The 24223-nt window shown below is 43.1% G+C and carries 27 protein-coding genes and 1 pseudogene; 18 read left to right on the top strand and 10 right to left on the bottom strand.

Going from position 1 to position 24223, the window contains the following annotated elements:
- Positions 1-81: 81 nt before the first annotated feature.
- The 3 genes from NSQ39_RS09775 (at position 82) to NSQ39_RS09765 (ending at position 1796) form a co-directional block, all read left to right on the top strand.
- Positions 82-789 (top strand): cytochrome c biogenesis protein CcdA, encoded by a 708-nt coding sequence (locus NSQ39_RS09775; protein ID WP_046132813.1) that lies wholly within the window; start codon positions 82-84, stop codon positions 787-789.
- A 63-nt stretch (positions 790-852) separates the two neighbouring features.
- Complete coding sequence (locus NSQ39_RS09770; RefSeq protein ID WP_046132814.1) at positions 853-1218, top strand: response regulator; 366 nt, start codon at positions 853-855, stop codon at positions 1216-1218.
- A gap of 92 nt (positions 1219-1310) precedes the next feature.
- Positions 1311-1796: a CcdC family protein gene (locus NSQ39_RS09765; RefSeq protein WP_046132815.1), complete on the top strand. Its 486-nt coding sequence runs from the start codon at positions 1311-1313 to the stop codon at positions 1794-1796.
- 36 nt (positions 1797-1832) lie between these two features.
- Here the strand turns inward: NSQ39_RS09765 and NSQ39_RS09760 are convergent, their stop codons facing one another.
- The 4 genes from NSQ39_RS09760 to sspO form a co-directional block, all read right to left on the bottom strand.
- Positions 1833-2261, bottom strand: coding sequence for a DUF2621 family protein (locus tag NSQ39_RS09760; protein WP_046132816.1), 429 nt, complete (start codon positions 2259-2261; stop codon positions 1833-1835).
- Between the two features lie 230 nt (positions 2262-2491).
- A complete protein-coding gene (locus tag NSQ39_RS09755; protein ID WP_046132817.1) occupies positions 2492-2866 on the bottom strand; it encodes an Hsp20/alpha crystallin family protein in 375 nt (124 codons plus the stop codon).
- Between the two features lie 109 nt (positions 2867-2975).
- Entirely contained in the window at positions 2976-3125 is a 150-nt protein-coding gene (locus NSQ39_RS09750; protein WP_065894538.1) for a small acid-soluble spore protein P, read from the bottom strand.
- A 25-nt stretch (positions 3126-3150) separates the two neighbouring features.
- A complete protein-coding gene (gene sspO / locus NSQ39_RS09745) occupies positions 3151-3297 on the bottom strand; it encodes a small acid-soluble spore protein O (protein WP_046132818.1) in 147 nt (48 codons plus the stop codon).
- Positions 3298-3530: 233 nt separating this feature from the next.
- Between sspO and acnA the strand changes: the two genes are divergently transcribed.
- The 7 genes from acnA to NSQ39_RS09710 all read left to right on the top strand — a co-directional run bounded on the left by acnA (position 3531) and on the right by NSQ39_RS09710 (position 8356).
- Positions 3531-6257 carry an aconitate hydratase AcnA gene (acnA, locus tag NSQ39_RS09740; protein ID WP_216898637.1) on the top strand — a complete coding sequence of 909 codons (2727 nt, stop codon included), beginning with the start codon at positions 3531-3533 and terminating at the stop codon, positions 6255-6257.
- A gap of 78 nt (positions 6258-6335) precedes the next feature.
- On the top strand, positions 6336-6842 hold the full coding sequence (locus NSQ39_RS09735; protein WP_175075167.1) for a peroxiredoxin family protein: 507 nt from the start codon (positions 6336-6338) through the stop codon (positions 6840-6842).
- Positions 6843-6911: 69 nt separating this feature from the next.
- Positions 6912-7037, top strand: a complete 126-nt coding sequence (locus tag NSQ39_RS09730; protein WP_065894540.1) for an FbpB family small basic protein — start codon at positions 6912-6914, stop codon at positions 7035-7037.
- 69 nt (positions 7038-7106) lie between these two features.
- Entirely contained in the window at positions 7107-7250 is a 144-nt protein-coding gene (locus NSQ39_RS09725) for an acid-soluble spore protein N (RefSeq protein ID WP_006637039.1), read from the top strand.
- 23 nt (positions 7251-7273) lie between these two features.
- Entirely contained in the window at positions 7274-7516 is a 243-nt protein-coding gene (gene tlp, locus NSQ39_RS09720; RefSeq protein ID WP_046132822.1) for a small acid-soluble spore protein Tlp, read from the top strand.
- A gap of 114 nt (positions 7517-7630) precedes the next feature.
- Entirely contained in the window at positions 7631-8047 is a 417-nt protein-coding gene (locus NSQ39_RS09715; RefSeq protein ID WP_335499709.1) for a YbgC/FadM family acyl-CoA thioesterase, read from the top strand.
- The gene (locus NSQ39_RS09710) at positions 8048-8356 is read left to right on the top strand and encodes a hypothetical protein (protein WP_175075166.1); all 309 of its coding nucleotides are present in this window, start codon (positions 8048-8050) and stop codon (positions 8354-8356) included.
- Between the two features lie 42 nt (positions 8357-8398).
- On the opposite strand, the gene NSQ39_RS09705 is transcribed toward NSQ39_RS09710, so the two are convergent.
- Positions 8399-8686 carry a HesB/YadR/YfhF family protein gene (locus tag NSQ39_RS09705; protein ID WP_046132348.1) on the bottom strand — a complete coding sequence of 96 codons (288 nt, stop codon included), beginning with the start codon at positions 8684-8686 and terminating at the stop codon, positions 8399-8401.
- A gap of 79 nt (positions 8687-8765) precedes the next feature.
- Entirely contained in the window at positions 8766-9362 is a 597-nt protein-coding gene (gene plsY, locus NSQ39_RS09700; protein ID WP_046132349.1) for a glycerol-3-phosphate 1-O-acyltransferase PlsY, read from the bottom strand.
- A 180-nt stretch (positions 9363-9542) separates the two neighbouring features.
- On the opposite strand from plsY, the gene NSQ39_RS09695 reads away from it, so the two are divergent.
- The 3 genes from NSQ39_RS09695 to parC all read left to right on the top strand — a co-directional run bounded on the left by NSQ39_RS09695 (position 9543) and on the right by parC (position 14674).
- The gene (locus NSQ39_RS09695; protein WP_046132350.1) at positions 9543-9956 is read left to right on the top strand and encodes a CoA-binding protein; all 414 of its coding nucleotides are present in this window, start codon (positions 9543-9545) and stop codon (positions 9954-9956) included.
- 322 nt (positions 9957-10278) lie between these two features.
- Positions 10279-12246 carry a DNA topoisomerase IV subunit B gene (gene parE, locus NSQ39_RS09690; RefSeq protein WP_175075165.1) on the top strand — a complete coding sequence of 656 codons (1968 nt, stop codon included), beginning with the start codon at positions 10279-10281 and terminating at the stop codon, positions 12244-12246.
- Positions 12247-12250: 4 nt separating this feature from the next.
- Positions 12251-14674, top strand: a complete 2424-nt coding sequence (gene parC, locus NSQ39_RS09685) for a DNA topoisomerase IV subunit A (RefSeq protein ID WP_175075164.1) — start codon at positions 12251-12253, stop codon at positions 14672-14674.
- A gap of 270 nt (positions 14675-14944) precedes the next feature.
- Here the strand turns inward: parC and NSQ39_RS09680 are convergent, their stop codons facing one another.
- Positions 14945-16036: a GntR family transcriptional regulator gene (locus tag NSQ39_RS09680; RefSeq protein ID WP_046132359.1), complete on the bottom strand. Its 1092-nt coding sequence runs from the start codon at positions 16034-16036 to the stop codon at positions 14945-14947.
- 339 nt (positions 16037-16375) lie between these two features.
- Between NSQ39_RS09680 and NSQ39_RS09675 the strand changes: the two genes are divergently transcribed.
- The 4 genes from NSQ39_RS09675 (at position 16376) to NSQ39_RS09660 (ending at position 21879) form a co-directional block, all read left to right on the top strand.
- Positions 16376-17986: a xylulokinase gene (locus tag NSQ39_RS09675; RefSeq protein WP_175075163.1), complete on the top strand. Its 1611-nt coding sequence runs from the start codon at positions 16376-16378 to the stop codon at positions 17984-17986.
- A gap of 22 nt (positions 17987-18008) precedes the next feature.
- Entirely contained in the window at positions 18009-18704 is a 696-nt protein-coding gene (locus tag NSQ39_RS09670) for an L-ribulose-5-phosphate 4-epimerase (protein ID WP_175075162.1), read from the top strand.
- A 55-nt stretch (positions 18705-18759) separates the two neighbouring features.
- Positions 18760-20184 carry an L-arabinose isomerase gene (araA, locus tag NSQ39_RS09665; protein ID WP_175075161.1) on the top strand — a complete coding sequence of 475 codons (1425 nt, stop codon included), beginning with the start codon at positions 18760-18762 and terminating at the stop codon, positions 20182-20184.
- A 288-nt stretch (positions 20185-20472) separates the two neighbouring features.
- Complete coding sequence (locus NSQ39_RS09660) at positions 20473-21879, top strand: sugar porter family MFS transporter (RefSeq protein WP_175075160.1); 1407 nt, start codon at positions 20473-20475, stop codon at positions 21877-21879.
- Between the two features lie 213 nt (positions 21880-22092).
- Here the strand turns inward: NSQ39_RS09660 and NSQ39_RS09655 are convergent, their stop codons facing one another.
- Entirely contained in the window at positions 22093-22875 is a 783-nt protein-coding gene (locus NSQ39_RS09655) for a (S)-acetoin forming diacetyl reductase (RefSeq protein ID WP_175075159.1), read from the bottom strand.
- A gap of 352 nt (positions 22876-23227) precedes the next feature.
- Here NSQ39_RS09655 and NSQ39_RS09650 point away from each other — a divergent pair.
- Positions 23228-23420 (top strand): annotated as a pseudogene (locus NSQ39_RS09650) (Tn3 family transposase); the annotation flags it as partial.
- 136 nt (positions 23421-23556) lie between these two features.
- Here the strand turns inward: NSQ39_RS09650 and NSQ39_RS09645 are convergent.
- Together NSQ39_RS09645 and NSQ39_RS09640 are read right to left on the bottom strand one after the other, a co-directional pair.
- Positions 23557-23682 (bottom strand): hypothetical protein, encoded by a 126-nt coding sequence (locus tag NSQ39_RS09645; RefSeq protein ID WP_256860391.1) that lies wholly within the window; start codon positions 23680-23682, stop codon positions 23557-23559.
- 30 nt (positions 23683-23712) lie between these two features.
- Positions 23713-24057: a hypothetical protein gene (locus tag NSQ39_RS09640; protein WP_175075158.1), complete on the bottom strand. Its 345-nt coding sequence runs from the start codon at positions 24055-24057 to the stop codon at positions 23713-23715.
- Positions 24058-24223 lie beyond the last annotated feature (166 nt).

Raw genomic sequence — 24223 nt, 5'->3', positions numbered from 1 at the left:
TATGTTGGAAAATTGAAATGTAATTGTCATAGTAGATGTTTTTCTTGCATGATATTCCTGTAAATGGAAGGGAGAAAGAGAATGACAGATATTAATTATGTTCTGGCTTTCGGCGCAGGATTCCTATCTTTTATTTCGCCTTGCTGCCTGCCGCTGTATCCGGCATTTTTATCCTATATCACCGGCGTCAGCATGAGTGACATTCATTCGGACAGAATGATGCTGCAAAAAAGAAGCCTGCTGCACACGGTCTTTTTCCTGATCGGATTTTCGGTTATTTTTGTTGCCTTAGGCTACAGTACATCGCTTGTCGGCTCCTTTTTTAAGGATTACCACAATTTGATCAGGCAGCTTGGAGCCATATTGATCATTTTTTTCGGTTTTGTCACATTGGGCGTGTTTAAGCCTGAATTTTTAATGAAAGAGAGGCGGCTTCACTTTAAAAACAAGCCGGGCGGTTTGCTGGGCTCCGTCGGCATTGGGATGGCTTTTGCGGCCGGCTGGACGCCGTGTACGGGTCCGATATTAGCTGCCGTAATCGCGCTGGCCGGGACCAATCCGGTATCTGCGGTGCCGTATATGCTGCTGTATGCACTCGGATTCAGCCTGCCTTTTTTGCTTCTGTCCTTTTTTATCTCAAAAGTTAAATGGCTCAGGAAGCATCAGCTTCTGATCATGAAGATCGGAGGCGCTGCGATGATTTTGATCGGAATCCTCCTGTTTTTTGACTGGATGACGAAAATTATCATCGTATTATCGGAGCTGTTTGGCGATTTTAGAGGATTTTAGGATCTTTTTTAGAGGGTGGCCGTTTTTGTTATAATAAACTGGACTGTGATATTGGAGGGGAGTATGACAAGGGTTTTAATTGTTGATGATGCAAAATTCATGAGAGATAAAATAAGGGGAATTCTCGAGGCGGAAGATTTTCCTGTCGCAGGGGAAGCCGAAAATGGCGAGGAGGCTGTATTGCTGTATGAAGAGCTCAGACCGGACCTTGTCATCATGGATATTACGATGCCTGTGAAAAACGGAATCGAAGCGTTAAAGGAAATGATTCAAATCGAGCCGAAGGCAAAGGTGATTATGTGCACGGCCATGCGTCAGCAGCGGATCGTCGTAGAGGCGATTGAGGCCGGCGCAAAAGACTTTATCGTCAAGCCTTTTGAGGAAGCAAAAGTAATGGAAGCCATTCGGCTTGTGCTCGGGAAAGCGTAAACGAAGGTAACCCGCGGGAATGGTTTTTTTCTGCGTTTTGGAGTATAGTATACAGTAGAAAAATTTGCAAAAATATAAAGGGATGATACTTTATGATGATTGTAGTTTCATCTATGCTTGCCGTTGTGATGGCCGTCGTTGTCATGGCTGTCAGAATCAAGTCATCTGAAAAACCGGCTACGGCCAAAAAAATTATATTGCCGCCGATTTTTATGAGCACAGGCGCATTGATGTTTTTATTTCCGATGTTTCACGTTACAGGCGCAGAATTTTTGGAAGCCATTACTGTAGGGATGATTTTTTCGATTTTCTTGATTAAAACGTCAAAATTCGAAATCAGGGAAGATAAAATTTATTTGAAGCGTTCCAAAGCCTTTGTATTTATTTTGATCGGTCTTCTTTTGATCAGAATCGTCATGAAAAGCATTTTGAGCACATCAATCGACTACGGGGCTTTAAGCGGAATGTTTTGGATCCTTGCATTTGGGATGATCGTTCCGTGGCGGATCGCCATGTATTTATCCTTCAGAAAGCTTTCAAACCAACTGGAAGCGTCAAACAATATGCAGATCAATTAAAGCAAAACCTTTCCGTTTATCAGGAAAGGTTTTATTTTATTTAAAAAGCGCCTGGTACGGGGAGTGGTCAATATTTTTTTCCTTCAAGCGTTTGAGCAGAAACTTATGATCCCTTTTCGGGGTAGCCAGTATATAGCCTCTGACGATTAAGTCCTGGTCGATCGAACCGGCGTTTTCTTTTAAAGCCAGCTCGCCGATTTTTCCGGCGATTTTCGCTTTCGCTGTGTCGCGAAACAGCTCGGGAACCGGAGACACCAGCTCTTCAAGCAGCTCTTTTTCTTCCTGCTTCCACATGTGCCTCGTCTTCTCAATGTAGTAGTCCTGCCAGTCAAGCTCTGACTTTCCGTCCTCTTTTGGAAGACGTTTTAAAAATTTGCGAAACATAAAAAATCCGCCGATCGATAAAAGGACGATCATCGTGACGATCCACAGCAGCATCAGCCATAAAAACCAACCTTCAAGCATCTATCATCACTCCTTTATCTACAGACTATTGTACATGAACCTATTTTAGAAGAACATAGAAAAAATAATATAAATTGGCGGCATCCGTCTAATCAAAAGAGCCGCTAGAACATAGTCTATCGTATAGCAATTCTCTTTTTCGGCCATGGAGGATTGCTAGAGGATATTTGACGGGTGAACGGAAAAACCCCGGCACGGGCTAAGCGTCGCGAAGCCTGCCGGGGTCCTTTTTATTCATGAAAAGGAATATGAAAAGAAACGGATGTTTCATCTTTGTTTGCTTGTTTGCTGATTTTAACGGTAAGGATTTGATTTTTGCATTCGGTTTCAATCTGCTTGTCATTCAGAAAAAAAGGAAGCATCATCGTTTTTTCGTACTCCTGTTCGTCTGATATGACGGCAAGTTTGAAATCATAACCGGAAAACGTGATGCGCAGGCTGCGGGGGGTGACGTTTGACAATTCTGTTTCAATAATATATTCGGTACTTGTCTCATACAGATCAATGGGAAGGGTTTCATCGTACAGGACAAAGGGGTCATCAAAAAACTGCTTCATCCATTCCTCTTCAAAATCAGAGGAATCGAACTGTTTTGCATTTGTCATTGAAGCATTCCTCCATACCTAGCCTTCATGATAAGGTATGCTTCACTTTGAATACTTGTGAAAAGGGAAACGCCTGCGCCGGCATAAGCCTGTCCGCAGGCGTTTGCGATTACATATCGTGATGCGAGTTGTGTTTTTGCCTTGTGTGGTTACGGTTTTTCACCTTTTTGCTTCCGTCCAAAGGTTCCGGCTGCTGGCCTGCTTGAGCTCCCTTCGGCGCGTTTTTGCGCATATCTTTGCCGTCGTTTTTATTCGTCAATATTCCCGACCTCCTGTTTTGGGTTTTATTGATTCGTTTTGCGCTTTTTATTGTTTTGGCGTTCGGCTTCGGTCAGGATGTGCTGGTCATCCTCAATGTAGCCGGCGCCGTTTCCTTGCCTTTTCGCATTGTTCATTCCGGGAATGACATGATTTGCTTTTCGCTTTGACAATGCTATCACCTCAGGCTGTAGTATATCCGCGTTCCCGCCTTTGTATAAAAAAATGTATTTCCAGTAAAATAAACTTTTTCACAAGCATAAGGCATTCTTATTGAATTTAATAAAAACATTGATATTTACTTATGTTTAAAATTGTTTTAAGATTAAATTGTGAGAAAATTGTGGTGAAATATGCCGGTTTTTCTGGTATATGATCTTGATCTTTAAAGGGGGATTTTGGAGAAATGGCGAAACAGCAGCAAATCGCAAAAAAAGACGCTTTTCAGTCAAGAAAAACGTTTACTGTACACGGCAAAACGTACAGCTATTATTCTTTAAAAGCATTAGAGGATCAAGGAATTGGAAAAGTGTCGAAATTGCCTTATTCCATCAAGGTCCTGCTGGAATCTGTACTTCGTCAAGTCGACGGAAGAGTCATCACAAAGGAGCACGTTGAAAATTTAGCAAAATGGGGCACTGCTGAATTAAAAGACCTTGATGTTCCTTTTAAACCTTCCCGGGTTATTTTACAGGATTTCACCGGTGTTCCTGCCGTAGTAGACCTCGCTTCATTGCGCAAAGCAATGGCGCAAGTCGGCGGAGATCCGGACAAAATTAATCCGGAAATCCCGGTTGACCTTGTCATTGATCACTCCGTACAGGTTGACAAAGCGGGTACCGATGATGCGCTGACTGTCAACATGGATCTTGAATTTGAAAGAAACGCAGAACGTTATAAATTTTTAAGCTGGGCGAAAAAAGCGTTTAACAACTATCAAGCCGTTCCGCCTGCAACAGGTATCGTCCACCAGGTAAACCTTGAGTATTTGGCGAATGTCGTACATGCCGTCGAAGAAGACGGAGAAATCGTCACTTACCCTGATACGCTCGTCGGAACAGACTCTCATACGACGATGATCAACGGAATCGGCGTTCTCGGCTGGGGTGTCGGCGGAATTGAAGCCGAGGCAGGCATGCTTGGACAGCCTTCTTATTTCCCTGTGCCTGAAGTCATCGGAGCGAAACTCGTCGGCAAGCTTCCAAACGGCACGACGGCAACGGATCTTGCGTTGAAAGTGACGCAGGTTCTCCGCGAAAAAGGCGTTGTCGGCAAATTTGTCGAATTCTTCGGACCGGGTGTGGCTGAGCTGCCGCTTGCAGACCGAGCGACGATCGCCAACATGGCTCCAGAATACGGCGCAACATGCGGTTTCTTCCCGGTTGATGAAGAGGCGCTTGAATACATGAGATTAACCGGCCGCGATGAAGAGCATATTGCGGTAGTAAAAGAATATTGCCGACAAAACGGTCTGTTCTACACGCCTGATCAGGAAGATCCTGTATTTACAGATATCGTTGAAATCGACTTGTCAAAAGTTGAAGCAAACCTTTCAGGTCCGAAGCGTCCTCAGGATTTAATCCCGCTTTCCGACATGAAGGAAACGTTCCACAAGCATTTGGTCAGCCCTGCGGGCAACCAAGGTTTTGGTTTGGAAGCTTCTGAAGCGGACAAAGAAATCAAGTTTGCGCTTGGAAACGGCGAAGAAGCCGTTATGAAAACGGGTGCAATCGCGATTGCGGCAATCACGAGCTGTACAAATACGTCAAACCCGTACGTATTGATCGGAGCGGGACTCGTTGCCAAAAAAGCGGTGGAACTCGGCTTAACAGTACCTAACTATGTGAAGACATCCCTTGCACCGGGTTCTAAAGTCGTTACAGGCTATTTGGTCAATTCAGGACTTCTTCCTTATTTGCGCGAGCTTGGATTCAACATCGTCGGATACGGCTGTACAACATGTATCGGAAACTCCGGACCGCTTGCGCCGGAAATCGAAAAAGCGGTAGCAGAGAACGATCTCTTGATTACGTCCGTTCTTTCCGGAAACCGTAACTTTGAAGGACGGATTCACCCGCTTGTCAAAGGAAACTATCTCGCGTCTCCGCCGCTTGTCGTCGCATATGCGCTGGCTGGAACCGTTGACATCGATTTGAAAAATGAGCCGATCGGGGTCGGTAAAGACGGACAGAAGGTCTACTTCAACGACATTTGGCCGACGATGGACGAAATTAATACGGTCGTCAAACAAACCGTTACACCTGAGTTGTTCAGAAAAGAATATGAGCGCGTCTTCGATGACAATGAACGCTGGAATGCGATCGAAACAACGGATGAAGCCCTTTACAAATGGGACGAAGAATCGACTTACATTCAAAACCCGCCGTTCTTTGAAAATATGTCAGTTGAGCCGGGAATTGTTGAGCCGCTCAAAGGCTTGCGCGTTGTCGGCAAATTCGGAGACTCCGTCACAACAGACCATATTTCTCCTGCGGGAGCAATCGGAAAAGATACGCCGGCCGGCAAATATCTGCAGGAAAAAGGCGTTTCACCTAGAGATTTCAACTCATATGGTTCACGCCGGGGCAACCATGAAGTCATGATGAGAGGTACATTCGCCAACATCAGAATCAAAAACCAGATTGCTCCGGGAACAGAAGGCGGATATACAACATATTGGCCTACAGGTGAAGTCATGTCCATTTATGATGCATGCATGAAGTATAAAGAAAGCGGCACAGGTCTCGTCGTCATCGCCGGAAAAGATTACGGAATGGGATCTTCACGCGACTGGGCGGCAAAAGGAACGAACCTTCTCGGCATTAAAACGGTCATCGCCGAGAGCTTTGAAAGAATCCACAGAAGCAACCTCGTTCTCATGGGCGTTCTTCCGCTTCAATTCAAAGAGGGAGAAAACGCGGAGACACTCGGTTTGACAGGAAAAGAAACGATTGAAGTGGATGTGAATGAAACAGTGCGTCCGCGCGATCTTGTTCCGGTAAAAGCGACAAGCGAAGACGGAACGGTGAAATCGTTTGAAGCCGTCGTACGCTTTGACAGCGAAGTCGAAATTGACTATTACCGCCACGGCGGAATCCTGCAAATGGTTCTCCGTAATAAAATGAAACAGTAGTCTGTGTGTCAGGAAGAGAGAGCGATTGCTTTCTCTTCTTTTTTCAGGTGCACATGCCTTAATTCTTGGAGGATATCGATGATTAAAAAATCGCTGGCAATCACCTTCCTTCTTCTGTTGGCCGGTTTTGCGGTTTGGAATTTTGCAATGCACAAGGAAGCTGAAATCGGGATTGAAAAGGGAGAAAAAGCGCCGGATTTTACGCTTCCCTCTTTAAAAGGCGGAGAGGATGTCTCGTTATCCGACTTTAAAGGAAAAAAAGTGCTGCTCAATTTTTGGGCGACGTGGTGCAAGCCTTGCAGAACTGAGATGCCCGATATGCAGCAGCTTCAAAATGAGCATCGGGATATAACCGTACTGGCCGTTAATTTCACTTCATCGGAGAAAAACCGCAAGACGGTTGAAGCGTTTGCCGACAGCCTTGCGTTAACATACCCGATCGTTCTTGACCAAGAAGGAATCAATGCAAAATACGGGATTTTTTCCTATCCGATGACATTTATTATAAATGAAAGCGGTATCATAGAAGACATCGTCCTAGGAACGATAACAAAAAAAGAAATGGAAGAAAAGCTGGGATTATAAAAATCCCGGCTTTTTGCTTATATTGCAAAAAAAATGGCGAAAATGAAAATCATCTGGAGGTGATTCAAAATGAAAAAGACACATCGGCGCACATTTGAAGAACTTGTCTCAGAAAACAAAAAAGAGCTTTTGACCAACCAGGAGTTTCTCGACCGGCTTGAAGACAAGCTTGAAGAGAAGTTCAGGTTGAAGTAACTTTTTAAAATTTAGGTTCATGTTTGCGCCTCTTTTTGAGAATCCTAATGCTTAAAAGGAGGGATAGACATGCCGAGAGAGCATGACAAACAGGCGAAATTTGCCCCGAGCCACCTTGGGACAAAGCCGGTTGAATATAAGCGCAATAAAGGTAAGAAGATGCACGATAAATCAGGTGAAACGCCGATTATCATGCAGACAAAAGGCGAATAACTGCTAAAAAGGAGGCAATACGAATGATGGAAAACGGGCAGAAGCACAACCCCGATGACAGAAGCGACAACGTTGAAAAGCTTCAGGATATGGTTCAGAATACGATCGAAAACATCGAGGAATCAGAAGAGCAGCTGTCCTTTGCAAGCGGTGAAGAACAGCAGCAGATCCGCGAAAAAAATGAACGCCGAAATGAAAGCATTGAGGCGATGCGCAGCGAAATTCAAGATGAAGCCGATGCTAGGGAAAAAGGATATGATCAATAAACCAGGGCAACCTGGTTTTTTGCATGCGGCGGATCGGAAAAGCCGCCATTCGTGTTTTTACCGGCTGCTTATGCTAAAATGGGATTACATTTTTTGATAAGGGAGTAGAGAATTTTGTACGTCTCAAAAAAAGAAATCGAAGTTCGGTACGCCGAAACAGACCAAATGGGGGTCGTCTACCACGCGAATTATCTTGTTTGGATGGAGGTTGGGCGGACGGCATTGATTAAAGACCTCGGCTTTTCCTATGCTAAAATGGAAAAAGACAATGTCTTGTCGCCTGTCGTCGATGTCAACGTTCGATACATAAAGCCGCTTCGCTATGGAGAAACCGCGACCGTACATACATGGATTGAAGAATACAACGGTTTTAAAACGGTTTACGGCTATGAGATTTTAAACCCGGAAGGAGAAACGGCCGTAAAAGGGACAAGCTCGCACATTTGCGTTGACCGCGACAGTTTTAAGCCGCTTCAGTTCCGGAAGCTTTATCCGGAGTGGCATCAGGCATACGAAGAGGCCAAAAAGTAAATGGCCTTCGGAATCAAGAGACAGGAGCTGAATGAATGGAAGCGTGCGGTCCAAAACGGCGAGATAGCGTTTTTAACTCACTACTGGATCGATGACAGGTTTCCGGATTCCCGCACTGTGACAAAAGCTGGCTGCCAAAACATCGAAAAGCTTGCCGCATGGGGAGAGCAGTACGGTCTCAAAAAAGAATGGATCGATCAAAGAAGCGGATTTCCCCACTTTGATTTAATCGGCCAAAAGCAAATCGAGATTTTAACAAAAGAAAAGCAGTTCAGCCATATCAAACGTTTCCGGCTCGAAGAACGATGATGAACCTGAACAAAAAAAGAACGCTTCATAGAGCGTTCTTTTTTACTGATATTCAAACACCGGTTCTTCAGCGGACGCGTTATAGGTCACACGCAAATCATGGTTGTCAAAGTACCAAATATCGCTTTCCTCAATGAAAAACGTAATGCCGTCCGCTTCGGCGCTTGCTCCGATTTGCTGCGGCTCATCTTTCGATACCCCGAGGGAAAATCCTTTTTGAACGTTGCTGCATCCGCCGTAACGGACGAAGAAGCGGACTTGGTCTCCTTTTTTCAGGTCAAGCTCGTCCTTGTACCACTTAAGCGCCTCTTCATTAATGTGCAGTTTCACGAGAAAAGCACTCCTTTTTTATGGATTGTTATATCTAGTATATAATAATTTGGATTGTTCATAAACATATCATGTTCTGTCAGCGGTTTTTGCCTGACATCCATTTGATTTTCGGCTCGGTTTTGTTAAAAATTCTCTTGATGTTCGTTCTGTGTCTGTAAATGACAAATACCGTAAGAACGACGACGACCGCCACCAAAAAAAGATCCTTTGTGAACAGACTGTATATCGTCGTATACAGGCCGGTTAAAATAGAAGACAGCGATACGTACTTGGTAATGAACAAAAACAGAAAGAACACCGCGACCATTGTGAGAAACAGGATAGGCTCATAGCACAGCATCACGCCTCCTGAGGTAGCGACCGCTTTTCCCCCTTTAAATTTTGCGAAAACGGGGAACATGTGCCCGATGACGGCTGCTACGCCGGCCAGCAAAGGATGGACATCGACGTGCAGGACGGCGGGCAAAAAAGCGGCAAGCGTTCCTTTTAAGATATCGGCAGCGATGACGATCGAACCCGCTTTGACTCCAAGCGTACGAAAAGCGTTGGTGGCTCCGAGGTTTCCGCTGCCGTGTTCTCTGATATCGATTCCTTTGGCAGCTTTACCCACAATCAAGCCGGATGGAATGCTGCCGAGTAAATAGGCTAAAATCAATAATAAAGCAATTAACATTTCATTTCTCCTTTTTTGATGATCCCTACTCTTTATTTTAACACGAGAGGCACCCTTCATGGCGGCTTTTGTTAAATAGCACCGTATATATCATACAGGATAATGCGCTTTAATCCTATTAAAACTTTGTATATCCTGTATGTTTTCATGTAAACTGAATATAAAAGGAGCTGATGCGGAATGGAAAATCCAACGAAACAGGAGATCAAAAACATTCTTGAGAACAGCAGACGAATTGCGGTCGTCGGCCTTTCGGCCAATCCGGAGAGAACCTCCTATATGGTATCAAAAGCGATGCAGGATGCAGGGTATGAAATCATCCCGGTTAATCCGACCATCGACGAAGTGCTCGGGGTGAAAGCTGTTGCTTCGCTAAAGGATATCGAGGGGCACGTCGATATCGTGAATGTGTTCAGAAGATCCGAGCATCTTCCGGAAGTAGCCAAGGAGTTTTTGGAAATTGACGCTGACGTGTTTTGGGCGCAGCAGGGACTTGTCAATGAAGAAGCGTATCAGTTGCTCAATGAAAAGGGCTATACAGTTGTGATGGATTTGTGCATAAAAGTAGCCCATGCATTGACCAAATCGGCTTAAAAAAGACAAAAATCCTTGAAATGACAAGGATTTTTGTCTTTTTTATTCAAGAATATGTTTGCGATTTGTTGTGAAACAGATACAATAAGTCTTGGACAGTTTTTTTAAGAACGATTTTCCAATCGCACCTGCGCCGCCTTGTGCTGCATCAGGAGATTCGTGTAAAATAACGGTTGTGCCAACAGCCGCATTATTTTTGACATTTTTCTGACAACACTTGAAGCGATGCGGGGAAATCAGCCGGATATCGCTTTGATTTATATATTAGAGTGTGTATTATTCTTTATAAGCAATGTTTGATGTTTGAAAGGGGTTTATGCATTTGGTTAAAAAACAGCAGGTTGACTATAATGATGATTCCATTCAGGTGCTCGAAGGCCTTGAAGCGGTCAGAAAGCGCCCCGGCATGTACATCGGTTCAACGGACAGCCGCGGCCTGCACCACCTCGTATACGAAATCGTCGACAACTCCGTCGATGAAGTCCTTGCAGGGTACGGGGATCACATTATAGTAAAAATACATAAAGACAACAGCATTTCGGTGCAGGACAGAGGCCGGGGAATGCCGACAGGAATGCATAAGCTCGGCAAACCGACTCCTGAAGTCATTTTGACCGTGCTTCACGCCGGAGGAAAATTCGGCCAAGGCGGCTATAAAACGAGCGGCGGCCTTCACGGCGTCGGAGCATCTGTCGTAAACGCCCTGTCCGAATGGCTGACCGTAACGATCGAACGGGACGGCAATATATACAGGCAGCGCTTCGAAAACGGCGGGAAACCGGCGACATCCCTTGAAAAAATCGGAACGACGAAAAAAACCGGCACTCTGACTCATTTCAAGCCGGATCCGAAGATGTTCAGCACGACAACGTATAACTTTGAAACGCTTGCGGAACGGCTGAGAGAATCCGCCTTTTTATTAAAAGGCTTAAAAATTGAATTGATCGATGAACGCCACCAAGTACACGAAACGTTTCTTTACGAAAATGGGATTGAAGCTTTTGTCGCATATTTAAATGAAGAAAAAGACACATTGTCTGAAGTGGTGTCGTTTGAAGGAGAGCATAACGGAATCGAAGTCGATTTCGCATTTCAATTCAATGACGGCTATTCTGAAAACATTCTTTCGTTTGTCAACAATGTCCGGACGAAAGACGGGGGAACCCATGAATCCGGCGCCAAGACGGCGATGACGCGGGCGTTCAACGAATATGCGAGAAAGGTGGCCCTTTTAAAAGAAAAGGACAAAAACCTAGAAGGCGCAGATATCCGGGAAGGGCTTGCGGCAATTGTGTCTGTCCGCATACCTGAAGAGCTTCTGCAGTTTGAAGGCCAGACAAAAGGAAAGCTCGGGACAAGCGAGGCGAGGTCTGCGGTGGATGCCATCGTCTCTGAACAGCTCGCATATTTTCTGGAGGAAAACAGAGATACGGCGACTTTGCTCGTCAAAAAAGCCATCAAAGCGGCACAGGCGAGGGAAGCCGCACGCAAAGCAAGGGAAGAGGCCAGAAGCGGAAAAAAAAGAAAGAAATCCGAAGCGACGCTCTCAGGCAAATTGACGCCGGCTCAGTCGAGAAATCCGGCCAAAAACGAATTGTACCTTGTAGAGGGGGATTCTGCGGGCGGCTCCGCCAAGCAGGGAAGGGACCGGAAATTCCAGGCCGTCCTGCCGCTTCGCGGAAAAGTCATCAACACAGAAAAAGCAAAGCTTGCCGACATCTTTAAAAATGAAGAGATCAATACGATTATTCATGCGATCGGCGGAGGCGTCGGCGCCGATTTTGACATCGAGGATATCAACTATGATAAAGTCATCATCATGACGGACGCCGACACAGACGGCGCCCATATCCAAGTGTTGCTGCTGACCTTCTTCTACCGCTATATGAAGCCTCTGATCGAGCACGGAAAAGTGTTTATTGCGCTTCCTCCGCTTTATAAAGTCAGCAAAGGCTCAGGCAGAAAAGAGATCATTGAATACGCTTGGTCTGACGAAGAAATGGACGATGTCCTGAAAAAGGTCGGAAAAGGATATACGATCCAGCGCTATAAAGGTCTCGGCGAAATGAACGCTGATCAGCTGTGGGAAACGACGATGAACCCGGAATCGCGGACGCTCGTCAGGGTGAAAATCGATGACGCTGCCCGCGTAGAACGGCGCGTGACGACACTAATGGGCGACAAAGTTGAACCGAGAAGAAAATGGATTGAAAAAAATGTCGCTTTCGGACTTGATGAAGACAGCAACATTCTGGAAAATGAGAACTTATCGGTCGCTGAGGAGGTTTAAATAGATGGCACAGCCAGAAGTATTTCATGATTTACCATTGGAAGATGTGATCGGCGACCGTTTTGGCCGATACAGTAAATACATCATTCAAGACCGGGCCCTGCCCGATGCGCGTGACGGACTGAAACCGGTGCAGAGGCGGATTTTGTATGCCATGCATGCCGAAGGAAACACACACGATAAAAATTTCCGCAAAGCAGCCAAAACGGTCGGTAATGTCATCGGGAACTACCATCCGCACGGAGACAGCTCCGTCTATGAAGCGATGGTCAGGATGAGCCAGGACTGGAAGGTCCGCAATGTGTTGATTGAAATGCACGGTAACAACGGAAGCATCGACGGAGACCCTCCGGCTGCGATGCGGTATACGGAAGCACGGCTCGCGCCGATCGCGGCGGAGCTATTGCGCGATATCGACAAGGATACGGTCGAATTCGTCCCAAACTTTGATGATACGAGCAAGGAGCCTGTCGTCCTTCCGGCGATGTTCCCGAATCTTCTCGTGAACGGATCGACCGGTATTTCAGCCGGCTATGCGACAGACATTCCGCCGCATCACCTCGGAGAAGTCATTGATGCCGTTATTAAGCGGATCGATTCACCGAACTGCAGTGTTGACGACCTTATGGAGTTCGTAAAAGGCCCCGATTTTCCGACAGGCGGAATCATCCAGGGAAAAGGGGGCATCAAAAAAGCTTATGAAACCGGAAAAGGAAAAATCATTATCAGGGGAAAAGCCGAGATTGAAACGATCAGAGGCGGACGCCAGCAAATCGTGATTACCGAAATTCCGTTTGAAGTCAATAAAGCAAACTTAGTGAAAAAAATGGATGAATTCAGGATTGATCGGAAGGTAGAAGGGATTTCAGAAGTCCGCGACGAGACGGACCGAACAGGCCTCAGAATCGTCATCGAGCTGAAAAAAGAAGCGGATGCGAAGGGCATCTTAAATTTCTTATACAAAAACACCGATTTGCAAGTCCCGTATAACTTCAACATGGTGGCCATTCATAACAGAAGGCCGATGCTGATGAATCTGACCTCGATTCTTGATGCCTACATCGGGCATCAAAAAGAAGTCATCACCAATCGTTCGCAGTATGAGCTCAAAAAAGCGAAGGAAAGGCATCATATTGTCGAAGGACTGATGAAAGCTCTGTCCATCCTGGATGAAGTCATTTCAACGATCCGCTCATCAAACGATAAGCGGGATGCCAAAAACAACCTGATCGACAAATTCGCTTTTACGGAGCCGCAGGCTGAAGCCATCGTTTCATTGCAGCTCTACAGATTAACGAATACAGATATCACGGCTTTACAGGAAGAGGCAAAAGAGCTTGACCAAAAAATAAAAGAGCTTGAAGCGATTCTCTCCAATGACAAAAAGCTGATGAAGGTCATCAAGGACAATCTGAAAAAGCTGAAAAAAGCCTATGCGGGCGAAAGACGGTCAGTGATCGAAGAAAAAATCGAAGAAATTAAAATTAATCTTGAAGTCATGGTAGCGGCGGAAGATGTGTATGTGACGGTGACGAAGGACGGCTATATCAAACGAACAAGCCAGAGATCGTTCGCCGCTTCAAACGGCCAGGATTTCGGCATGAAGGATACGGACCGCCTGCTCTGTCTATTGGAAATGAACACGACAGACGTGCTGCTGCTGTTTACGAACAAAGGAAGCTATGTCTACTGTCCTGTCCACCAGCTACCGGACATCAGATGGAAGGACTTGGGCCAGCACATTACGAATATCATTTCAATTGACAATGATGAATCCATCGTAAAAGCGATACCTGTCAAGGAATTTACAGACTCGGAATACCTCCTGTTTTTCACGAAAAACGGGATGGTGAAAAAAACCCCGCTTCTTCAATATAAAGCGCAGCGCTATTCTAAGGCGCTGGTCGCCTTGAATCTAAAAGGCGATGACGAAGTGGTGGATGTCCATGTCACAGATGGCACGAAAGACGTGTTCATCGCTACCCGCACAGGCTACGGCCTATGGTTTACAGAGGAAGAAATCAGCGTGGTCGGCGCCAGGGCGGCCGGCGTGAAAGGCGTGAACTTAAAGGACGGCGATTTTGTCGCTTCAGGACAGATTTTAGAGGAAACAGATGTCCTTGTCCTTGTAACGCAGCGCGGCTCTGTCAAGCGAATGAATCGCACCGAATTTGAAAAAACCTCACGAGCCAAACGCGGCGTTCTCATGCTGAGAGAGCTGAAGAAAAAGCCTCACCGCATCGCCGGGCTGCTCACATGCTCATATCATGACCAGATCATGATTCAGACTGAAAAGGGTGCCACAGAGGAGAGGCTTGTCAAAGAAATCAAGCTGCATGACCGGTACAGCAACGGATCATTTATCATAGATGAAGATGAGGCCGGGGAAGTAACGGATGTATGGATTAGCAAACATGAACAGGAGTGAAATCGACCTGTACCCTAATTGTAATTCAATATCTAGGGGTATCACCTATCAAGCCAACACCAGTGAATACTTAGAATAGAGCCATTTCTGCAAGAACGTTATGCTTCTTGCCTGTGACACAAGTAGACAACACCCATTTTCTGATTCGAAATTAAATAGTGATGAGTACATTAAAGTTCTCTCTGCTTAATTGATAAAGAGTAAAAACAACCCAGTCCATGTTCACGCCTTTAGTGAACATGGACTGGGTTTTCCTTACTACGCCAAGAATTATTGTACTTCTAACTCTTTTACAGTTTCGCCTTCAATTAACACCGGTTGATAATAGGTTTCGTTTGGCAAATCCTTCTTTCCTTGTAATTTCTTAATGACCCAATCAGCTGCATCGCGTCCCATTTGTTCTTGAGGGTGTGTCAATGTCGTTAGTTTGATATTCGCATTTTTGGCAATATACGAATTGTCCTGACCAACAATTGACAATTTGTCCGGAACAGAAATATTAAGTTGTCTGCATACATTTGCTACTTCCAACCCTACTTCGTCGTTATAGCAAACAATTGCAGTCAACACGTCTCTATTTTCATTTAGGAACTTCTTGAGGTTTGTGTATAGGTCCAGCTTCGTCTCCGTATTGTATGAAAGCACATGCTCCGGTTGAAATCGTAATTTGGCTTCGCCAAGCGCTTTTATATATCCCTTCATTCGATACTTTCCTTGTAAATCATCCTCTTTTGAAATAAGGCCGATTTGTGTATGTCCTTTTGATATTAATTCTTTTGTTGCGAGATAGCTAGACTGCACGTCATCGAGGCAAAGAAAAGGAACATCTAATTCTTCATAATAAGCATTGATCATGATGAAAGGAATATCCTGTTCCTTGAACGACAGGTAGTAAGCAATATTGGGATTGTATAGATTGCTTTTCGTAGGTTCAACAATCAAACCGTCTACGCCAAATGACAACATCATTTCCAAAGCTTTTTTTTCTTGTTCGACATCATTATTTGTACTAGCTAATAGCAACGAATAATTAGCCTCATTCAATCTCCCTTCAATTCCACGAATAATGGAGGGGAAAATGTAGTCAGAAATGTAGGTCGTGATTACACCGATTGTTTTATTATTGGAATTCCCGCCAGATTTTGATTGATACTGGTTACTAACATAAGTGCCAGACCCTTTTTCACTTCTTAAGAATCCCTCGTTCGATAGTTCTAAAATGGCCTTTCGAACAGTGTGCCGGCTAACTTTGTACTCTTCTTGTATGGCGGATTCAGTAGGGATTTGTTCTCCTACGCTGTAAACTCCTGAAAGAATTTTGCTTTTTATATCATCGATGATGACTTTATACTTTGGTTTCATTTCACTCACTTCTTTCATAGTTGTTCGCATTCTAATTTTTAAAATTGAATTATTTGTGTGGACATATTTTATCATGGCTTTGAATGAATTAAAAGATTCCACCTTATTTTCGTGAAAATTAAAAGCAATTATAATTTTTTATGTTATACAAATACCTTTTATTATAAACATTAAAAGAAAAACAACAGAAATATCGTTGTGATATTTATATGAACATATATTATTTTGATTGACAAATGTACGTACAAAAAATATACTTAGGTTGTTCATAAAGTTAAGCGAAAAGGAAAATGCCTTCTTTCGATTAATTTTGAAATCGCTATCAGAGAGGGGATCAACGTGAAAACGAGCCGAGTAAACATCAAACAAGCGATAACTGAGGGAGAAACATCCCTTGGAATCGAATTCGGATCCACACGTATTAAAGCAGTGTTGATTGATAGTAGTTTTGAAACAATCGCATCTGGAAGCTATGAGTGGGAAAACCTCTTGGAAGATGGAATTTGGACGTACAACTTAGTAGATATTATCACTGGATTACAAACAGCTTACAGTGAAATGAAGAAAAAAGTTGAACGAAATTATGGTATCACCATTCGCAAAATTGGTTCTATTGGATTTTCTGCAATGATGCATGGGTATATGGCTTTTGACAACACAGGGGAGCTGCTTGTTCCGTTTCGAACTTGGCGTAACTCAACAACCAGTGCTGCAGCAAAAGAATTAACTGATAAATTTCAATTCAATATCCCTGAACGGTGGAGCATTGCTCACCTGTATCAAGCAATATTAAATGAAGAGAAGCATTTGCCTCGCATTGATTATATCACCACTTTAGCCGGGTACATTCACTGGTTGCTGACTGGCAATAAAGCAATCGGCATTGGAGATGCTTCTGGCATGTTCCCGATTGATGAATCAACGCAAAATTACAATGAATCGATGGTCAGGCAGTTTGATGAACTGATTTCGATCAAGGGCTATCCTTGGAAGCTGAAGGATATTCTTCCTAAAGTTTATATTTCAGGCGAGCAAGCAGGTGAATTAACCGAAATTGGTGCAAAAATTCTGGATCAATCAAAAAATTTACAACCAGGCATTCCAATTTGTCCACCGGAAGGCGATGCTGGAACAGGAATGGTTGCTACGAATAGTGTGAGGAAACGCACTGGAAACATCTCAGTAGGAACTTCAGTTTTTGCCATGATTGTATTAGATAAAGAACTGTCAAAAGTGTATCCGGAAATTGATTTGGTAACAACACCAAACGGCAGTCCAGTTGGAATGGTTCATGCGAATAACTGCTCAAGTGATATTAATGCTTGGTTGGGATTGTTCCGTGAATTTTTTGAGGCAATGGGACAAAAGGTTGAAACGAATAAATTATTCGAAGTGATGTTAAATAAAGCTTTGGAAGCTGACTCAGATGGCGGTGGTTTACTTAGCTACGGTTATTTCTCCGGTGAAAATATCACAGGATTAGAAAAAGGCCGGCCGTTATTTGTCCGCTCGCCAGAGAGTCATTTCAATTTAGCAAACTTCATGCGGACCCACCTTTTTACAGCTTTTGGTGCTTTGAAAGTCGGAATGGATATTTTGACAAAAGAAGAAAATGTTGCAATTGACAGCATTGTAGCTCACGGCGGTTTATTCAAAACCCCTCTTGTTGGGCAAAAAATTGTTGCAGCTGCAATGAATGCCCCAGTATCAGTTATGGCAACAGCCGGAGAAGGCGGTGCATGGGGAATGGCTATTCTTGCTTCTTACATGATGAACAAAGATCAAGAAGAAAGCTTAGAGGACTTCCTCGACAAAAAAGTCTTTAAAGAGGATGAGGGGCAAGAAATTTACCCTGATCAATTAGATGTGGAAGGATTTGAAGCATTTATCGAACGGTACAAAAAAGGTTTAATGATTGAGCAGGCTGCTGTAGATCATTTGATTTTATGAGTGGAAAGACGGAGGGATTGACGTGTTAGAACAACTGAAAGAAGAAGTATTTCAAGCAAATTTGGACTTGCCTAAATATGGACTCGTGAAATACACATGGGGAAATGCAAGTGCCATTGACCGTGAAACGGGTTTATTCGTTATCAAACCCAGCGGTGTTGATTATGAAACGATGAAAGCTAATGATATGGTGGTTGTTGATCTAGACGGCAATGTTGTTGAAGGAGAGTTAAGGCCTTCATCAGATACAGCGACTCATGCAGTACTTTATAAGCATTACCCCGAAATTGGAGGAATTGTACACACCCATTCAACTTGGGCGACAATCTGGGCACAAGCAGGCCTTGATGTTCCAGCGATGGGGACAACTCATGCAGACACATTCTATGGTTCCGTACCATGTGCCCGTTACTTGACACAAGAGGAGATTGATCGTGGTTATGAAGCAGAAACAGGTCATGTAATTATCGAAACATTTGAAGAGCGTGGGTTAGATATTTTAGCTGTTCCTGGTGTCTTGCTTCATGGTCATGGTCCATTTACTTGGGGCAAAGATGTAAAATCAGCAGTATTGAATAGTGTGGTGTTGGACGAAGTTGCGAAAATGAATTTATTTACACGAGAATTAAATCTTTTTGCAAAAGAATTACCACAACGTATTTTAGATAAACATTATTTACGAAAACACGGTAAAAATGCTTATTATGGTCAAAAGTAATATCAATTCTGTCAAACTATTAATTATCCCATTAATTTAAGAAAAGAGGGTTATTATGTTAACAACAGGGAAAAAAGAATTTTGGTTTGTCGTAGGTTCACAACATCTTTATGGGGAAAAAACGTTGGCAGAAGTCAGAGCACACGCACAAGCCATGACCGATGCATTAAATGAAAGCGCTGTTTTACCATATCCGCTTGTACTGCAGGATTTAGCTGTAAGTGCAGATAAAATTACAAGCATCATGAAAGAAGTAAACTATCGTGACGAAGTAGCCGGTGTCATCACTTGGATGCATACTTTCTCACCTGCAAAAATGTGGATTCGCGGAACGAAATTATTGCAAAAACCATTACTTCATTTAGCGACCCAATTTAATGAAAGTATTCCATGGACAACGATTGACATGGACTTTATGAACCTAAACCAATCTGCTCACGGTGACCGTGAATATGGTTTTATCAATGCCCGTTTGAAAAAACAAAATAAAGTTGTCGTAGGTTACTGGGAGCGCCCTGAAGTGCAACAGCAAATTGCAGAATGGATGGACGTAGCGGTTGCTTATAACGAAAGCTTCAACATCAAGGTCGCTCGATTTGGCGACAACATGCGTAACGTTGCTGTTACCGAAGGGGATAAGGTTGAAGCGCAAATTCAATTTGGCTGGACAGTTGATTACTTTGGTATTGGTGATCTTGTTCAATACGTGAATGCGGTTACTGATGAAGAAATTAATGATTTGTTTTCAGAATACGCAGACCTTTATGAATTTGATTATGGCACTTACAGTCAGGAAGATTGGGAGAACAGCGTAAAAGTACAAGCAAGTTATGAAATTGCGATTAAACGTTTCCTGGATGATGGCGGTTACAATGCCTTTACAACTAACTTTGAAGATTTATATGGGATGAAACAGCTTCCAGGTCTTGCCGTCCAACGTTTGATGGCGCAAGGATATGGCTTTGCTGGTGAAGGGGATTGGAAAACTGCAGCGCTCGATCGCTTACTCAAAGTGATGAGCCGTAACCAATCAACTGGCTTTATGGAAGATTACACATATGAATTAGGTGCTGGTCAAGAATCAATCCTTCAATCACATATGCTTGAAGTTGACCCATCTTTAGCAAGCAACAAACCAAAAATTATCGTATCTCCATTAGGTATTGGTGATCGTGAAGACCCGGCGCGCTTAGTGTTCGACGGAAAAGCAGGAGATGGTGTTGTTGTTTCAATGGCAGACTTTGGTACGCATTACAAACTGTTGATTAACGAAGTTTCTGCATTTGAACCAACTGTTCCAGCACCAAACCTTCCGGTGGCACGGGTGCTTTGGGAAGTGAAGCCTAACTTCCAAGATGGAGTGAAAGCATGGCTTGAGAATGGCGGCGGTCACCATACAGTGGTTTCATTGAATGTAACAACAGACCAAATGATCACTTATGCAAAGCTGGTTGACCTGGAATATGTAGTGATTAAGTAATGCCTTTAACCTCTGAGGAGGTTCTGCTTCCTTGGAGGTGAAAAATTAGTATATCAAATATCAACATATTCATGGTTTTGTAAGCGTTATCGTGACGTTCAGGAAAAATTGAAAGCGTTTAATAATATCCGAATAAAACTATGAGATTTAAAGAGAAATCCCAACAAGTAATATCCAAGCATGTATCTGCAGTTTGAAAACACTTTTATTATTTTTTAAAAAGTCATCAATATTTTTAGCTGCGGGATTTTTACACAATATAATGTCAACCTTGAGGAGGGAACTTTAATGGTTAATGAAAAGAAAATCTCAAGTGGCTTCATTTATTTTTTTGGGGCTTTTGCCGGCATTCTTTTCGGTTATGATATCGGCGTTATGACGGGTGCTTTGCCTTTTCTGCAGCATGATTGGAACCTTCAAGACAACGCTGGGGTTATTGGCTGGATTACCTCTTCGGTAATGTTAGGAGCTATTTTTGGAGGCGCCCTTGCCGGACAACTTTCTGATCGTTTGGGACGGCGCAAAATGATTTTAATTTCCGCTATCATTTTTGTTGTTGGATCCATTTTGTCAGGAATAGCACCTCATAATGGGATACTATTTTTGATTGTTTCCCGGGTTTTATTGGGCTTGACCGTTGGTGCTGCTTCTGCATTGGTCCCAGCCTATATGTCGGAAATGGCGCCTGCACGTTTACTTGGACGGCTGTCAGGAATTAATCAAACAATGATTTGTTCTGGAATGTTGCTTTCTTACATTGTTGATTTTCTGTTAAAAGATTTGCCGGAAACAATGGCATGGCGGTTGATGCTTGGTTTGGCTGCCGTACCTGCTTTGATCTTATATGTTGGAATGTTAAAGTTACCCGAATCACCACGTTTTTTAATAAAGAACAATAAACTTGATGAAGCTCGCAAGGTGTTGAGCTATATTCGCGCTAACAAAGAAGAGATTGATTCTGAAATAACACAAATTCAAGAAACTGCCAGAGAGGAAACAATGGCAAATCAAAAAGCATCATGGGCTACACTCTTAAGCAATAAATATCGTTTTTTATTAATTGCCGGTGTAGGTGTTGCTGCTTTTCAACAATTCCAGGGTGCAAACGCAATTTTTTATTACATTCCTTTGATTGTAGAAAAAGCAACAGGGAATGCGGCTAGTTCAGCGTTGATGTGGCCGATTATTCAAGGAGTAATTCTCGTACTAGGTTCATTAATATTCTTAATGATTGCTGATAAATTTAATCGCCGTACTTTATTAACAGTGGGCGGAACAATTATGGGGCTGTCCTTTATTTTGCCGGCAATACTGAATATATTAATTCCTAATGCAGATCCGATGATGATGGTTGTCTTTTTAAGCATCTATGTAGCACTTTATTCATTCACGTGGGCTCCATTAACTTGGGTCATCGTTGGAGAAATTTTCCCGCTGGCAATTCGCGGGCGTGCGTCTGGGTTAGCTTCATCATTTAACTGGATTGGTTCTTTCTTGGTTGGATTGCTATTTCCTATAATGACCGCTTCGATGTCTCAAGAAGCTGTGTTTGCAATCTTCGGTGTGATTTGTTTACTTGGAGTTGTATTTATCCGGACACGCGTCTCTGAAACTCGAGGTCGCAGTTTAGAGGAAATTGAAAAAAATGAAGAAAATAGACAAATTAACGGAAAAAGCGCGCAAATAAACCTATGAGCTTTGGGGTTGAATGGAAAGGAGCTATCTTGGGCACCGCTTTATCGCAGGGGAAATCTTCGCACCAGTGCATTTTGAACAAAAGTAAAGTACTATACAAACCGTGAACATGATATGGAGGCGGAAAATTTCCCCCTCCATATTTGAAAGAAATTCGTTCAGCTTATATGTTCAAGATGTGAAACAAACTGTGATCTTTGAATCATTTGAAACTTAATTAAATACCATTCCGCCATCAATGATAAGAGCTTGACCAGTCATATAATCTGAATCTGGTCCTGCAAGGTAGGAAACGCATGCTGCTACATCTTCCGGCTCGGATAGGCGTTTTAATGCAATATTTTTAGAGAATTGCTCCAGTCCCCATTCAAATGGCTTGCCTGCTTCATCAGCGGTTTGCTGTGCAATGTCCATCATCATAGGCGTTTTAACAATGCCCGGACAAAAGGCGTTTACAGTAATGCCTAATTCAGCCAGGTCTTTTGCTGCAGTTTGGGTAATACCGCGAACAGCGAACTTTGTTCCGCCGTAAACTGCTAAGCCCGGGTTGCCGACTTGACCGGCTTGAGAAGAAGCATTGATTATTTTTCCGCCGTGTCCAAGTTCTTTGAAGACTTTTACAGCTGCTTGTATTCCCCAATAAGTACCGCCGACATTAACATCATAGACTTTCCGATAATCTTCATAAGTAATGCTTTCGATAGGGGTGGTTGGTCCAAGCCCTGCATTATTTATCACCACATCAAGTCCGCCAAGACTTTTTACTGTTTCATCGACAGCTTTAAAAACATCATCACGATCAGCCACATTTACTTTAACTGCAATTGCTTTACCATTAGATTGGTTAATTTCCTCGGCAACTTTTTTTGCAGTTTCTTCATTGTAATCAGCAACTGCAACAGCGAATCCATCTTCTGCTAAGCGTTTGCAGATTGCTTCACCAATTCCTTGGCCGCCGCCGGTAACAAAGGCAATTTTTCCGGATACTTTACTCATATGAACATCATCTTCTTTCTATATGTAATTAGTATTATATGGTACAGAAATATTATATCTTATATTTGTCGATGTGAAATAAAACCGCGACGTTTGTAAGAAAAATGTGATATTTTACATAAAAGTTGCGATTTTTTGAAAAAAGTTCAACTTTTTAATAGGGGTACAGCCAATTGTCATTAAGACTATACACATTGATATAGAAGAAGCTGAAAACCTATCAAGGCTGACTATTTAGATAAAGTCGGTTTCATTATCTACGAAAATACCAAGTGCATTGCAGTTTCACTCAACAAAGTCTCCCTGAACCGTTGATAACATTTGAGAAAATTCCGGCAAACGAAAAGTCTTGAACAAGGTTGCCACGGCACTTAAAGAGATGGGACGAATAGAAAAGACGATCTTTATCCTGGACTTACATTCTCAAGCGCATCGATGCGCCGCTGTATTCAGCGTTGTTTTAACAAAGGAGAAGCAATGAATGCTCTGGCACGAGCCATTTTTTCGGGAAACATGGAGAACTAAGAGAACGGGCTTTACGGAACGATTAAAGCGTGCGAGCGTTTGAACATCCTGTGAAATAAGATCAAATGAAAAGGCATGAGTCCGGTACAATATCGGACTCATGCCAATCAAACTGCTTTATATTATTGTCTAACTTTTTAAGGGCGCTTTTTTTATTCAGCTGTCCTGGCGATTAAACAGATCGGTAATCGCATGCATAAATTCAATTCCTTGAAATACAAACAAGTTTAAAGCTGTCAATGAAAAGAGACCGATAATCACCATTCTTATGATAAATAACATGTTTAAAACCTCCTGTTTTTTCAAATGCGGTTATGGTTTTGAAACATGTGCATTGCCGAAATAAGAAGAGTGATAGAAAACAGCGAGCATAAATGCCTTCAGATGTTCTTTCAGCCGGTTTATGATGTAAACCCGGACGGAAACCGCAGCCAAGATCAAGAGCAGCAAGAATGCTTCTTTTAATCCGGGCGAATTCCATAACGATTTAGCCTTTTCTTCACCATGTTTGCCGACTGTCAGTTCGTGAAGCTCATCGCCTGTAACAGCCGCTTTTTGTGCATGATGACTTGCAGGCAGGTGGGGCATTGAGAACGAATGAAGGCTTGCAATGACTAGGAAAAACATAGACAATTGCAGAAACAACGACTTTTTCATCAGATCCCATCCCCCCTTTTATTCTCATAATCTTAGCATATTTAATTATATAAGAAAAGATGATTTTTTTGTGACATTTTAGTTAAATTTATTGACAAGTTATTGTTTTGTATTTACCCGTATTTTATATTTTTAGTCTATTCAATGCAGAAAAGGCGCCACTGCA

The sequence above is a fragment of the Bacillus sp. FSL W8-0848 genome, assembly GCF_038007805.1.
GTDB lineage: Bacteria > Bacillota > Bacilli > Bacillales > Bacillaceae > Bacillus > Bacillus glycinifermentans.
The sequence above is the reverse complement of the archived record's forward strand: the minus strand, read 5'-3'. Positions and strand labels throughout refer to the sequence as shown.